This window comes from Actinomadura sp. KC06 (genome assembly GCF_004348735.1).
Lineage (GTDB): Bacteria > Actinomycetota > Actinomycetes > Streptosporangiales > Streptosporangiaceae > Spirillospora.
Map to the genome: position 1 here is coordinate 1 of NZ_SMKT01000365.1, position 1,973 is coordinate 1,973.

The window sequence follows — 1,973 nt, forward strand, 5'->3', positions numbered from 1 at the left end:
GCCCGAACGCCCGCCGGACCTCGTCCCGCCGCCACAGAACACCCGCAGGAACCACACGCCGGGACGTCCGCCGGAACCGACACCGTCCCGCTGAACACCCGGCGGAACCTCGCACCGCCCGCCGGGACGTCCGTCGGAACCTGCACCGCCCCACAGAACGCCGGGCGGAACCTCGCACTACCTACGGGACTCCGCGACGGCGTCGGCCTGTCCTGGGTTGCCACCGGCCATTGCGTGACACTGCTAACTCGGCCTGGCCGCTGCCACCCTTTGCCCTCTCCCCAAAGTTGAGACCCTGGCGGCCATCGCCTGTGACCGTTGGACGGACGACGACCGAGCCGTCCTGCAAGATTTGCCGGGACGGCGGGCATTTCGTGGCCCGGCGCAGCCACCGATCTCCACGGTGTCGTCGGCAGGGAAGCACCCGCCAGGAGTGGCCAGACATGTTCACATGCGCTGGTATGATTCATTCGCCGCCAGTGACGCACGTCCGTGAATCGCGGCGGGTCGCCCAGCGGAGGAGCGAAAGTCATGACCGCCAAGTATGAGGCGTCCGCCGGCATGGGCAGGTTCACCGCGGTCGAGCGTACGAGCCCGACCCAGCAGGTGCGCGAGCAGCTGCTGGAGGCCATCGAGCGCGGCGACATCCCGGCGGGGGCCATGCTGCCCTCCGAGCGCGTGCTGTGCGAGACGTTCGGCGTCAGCCGGGTCAGCGTGCGCGAGGCGCTGGCCGGCCTGGAGGCCATGAAGATCATCGAGATCCGGCACGGTCGGGGCGCGTTCGTCCGCAAGAGCATCAACGAGCAGTACGCCGAGCCGTTCGCGAAGTACCTGGAACTGCACCGCGACGAGCTCATCGAGCTGAACAAGGTCCGCGGCGCCCTCGACGAGCTCGCCGCGGCCGAGGTCGCCGAGCACGCGACCGACCAGGGGCTGGCCGAGATCGAACGGGCCCAGGAGGTCTTCCGGGCGGCGGCCGCGCAGGACGCGCCGAACCTGGCCGAAGTGTCGCGACTGGACGTGGAGTTCCACCTGTCCATCGCACGCGCGACCGGGGGCGAGCTGCTGCCGCGCCTGCTCGGCGAACTCAACGAGGTCATGACCGAGTCCCGTCCGGCCACCTTCTCGCGCGAGGGCCAACTCACCCGCTCGATCCGCGACCACCAGGCCATCGTGACCGCACTGAAGAGCCGGGACGCGAACCGCGCGCGCAAGGCCATGCAGAAGCACATGCTGGCCATCCGCGAATGGTACGAGGACCTCCCCGGCAAGAGCTAAGCCCGTACCGCCCGTTCCCCACCCTCCGTCGCTCCACCCGCCGGTTTCTCAGAGCGCACCACCCGCTGGCTTCGCAGCACGCGCTACTGCCAGATTCGCAGAGCGCGGAAGCCGCCCACTTCGGCGTTCACACCGTCGGCCGGATTCGTAGACCGCGCCACCCGCCGGTTTCGCACTGCGTAGCACCCGCCGGATTTCCAATGCGCAGCGCCGCCAGGTCTCAGAGTTCGGGTCGTCAGCCGGTTACCCAGAACGCCACCTGCTGACTTCGGAGCACTCGACCGCCGGATTCGGCGCGTGGAAGCCGCCGACCTCCGCGTTCGCGCCGTCCGCCGGTTTCGCAACGCGCGGCACCGCCCCCGCTTCGCGGGGTGCGGCAATGGGCGGAGCCGCGTCCACCCAGGCAGCCGGATTCGCAGACACGCCACCCGCCGGATTCGCAATGCGCAACACCCGGCAATGCGCGGTGCACGGCATCGGACCTGGGGCGGGCGTTCACGCTAGCGGCCGGATCCGCAGAGCGCGGCATCAGGCAGGGGGCGGCGTCCACGCCAGCGGGCGGACTCGCGGCGTGCGTTAGCGGCCGGATTCGCAGTGTGGGGCACCGGGCAGGGGGTGGTGTTCGCGTTGGACGCTCGCGGGGGTGGCGCCTACCGGTTTCGTCGTGTGGTGGTGGCTGGATTCGCGATTGGGGC

The 1,973-nt window shown here is 70.2% G+C and carries 1 protein-coding gene; it reads left to right on the top strand.

From position 1 onward, the window contains the following. Window positions 1-531: 531 nt before the first annotated feature. On the top strand, window positions 532-1,278 hold the full coding sequence (locus E1287_RS43035; RefSeq protein ID WP_131971884.1) for a FadR/GntR family transcriptional regulator: 747 nt from the start codon (window positions 532-534) through the stop codon (window positions 1,276-1,278). Window positions 1,279-1,973 lie beyond the last annotated feature (695 nt).

Coding starts and splice junctions, on each gene's coding strand:
- E1287_RS43035 (WP_131971884.1), top strand. CDS start 532: ATGACCGCCAAGTATGAGGCGTCCGCCGGCATGGGCAGGTTCACCGCG.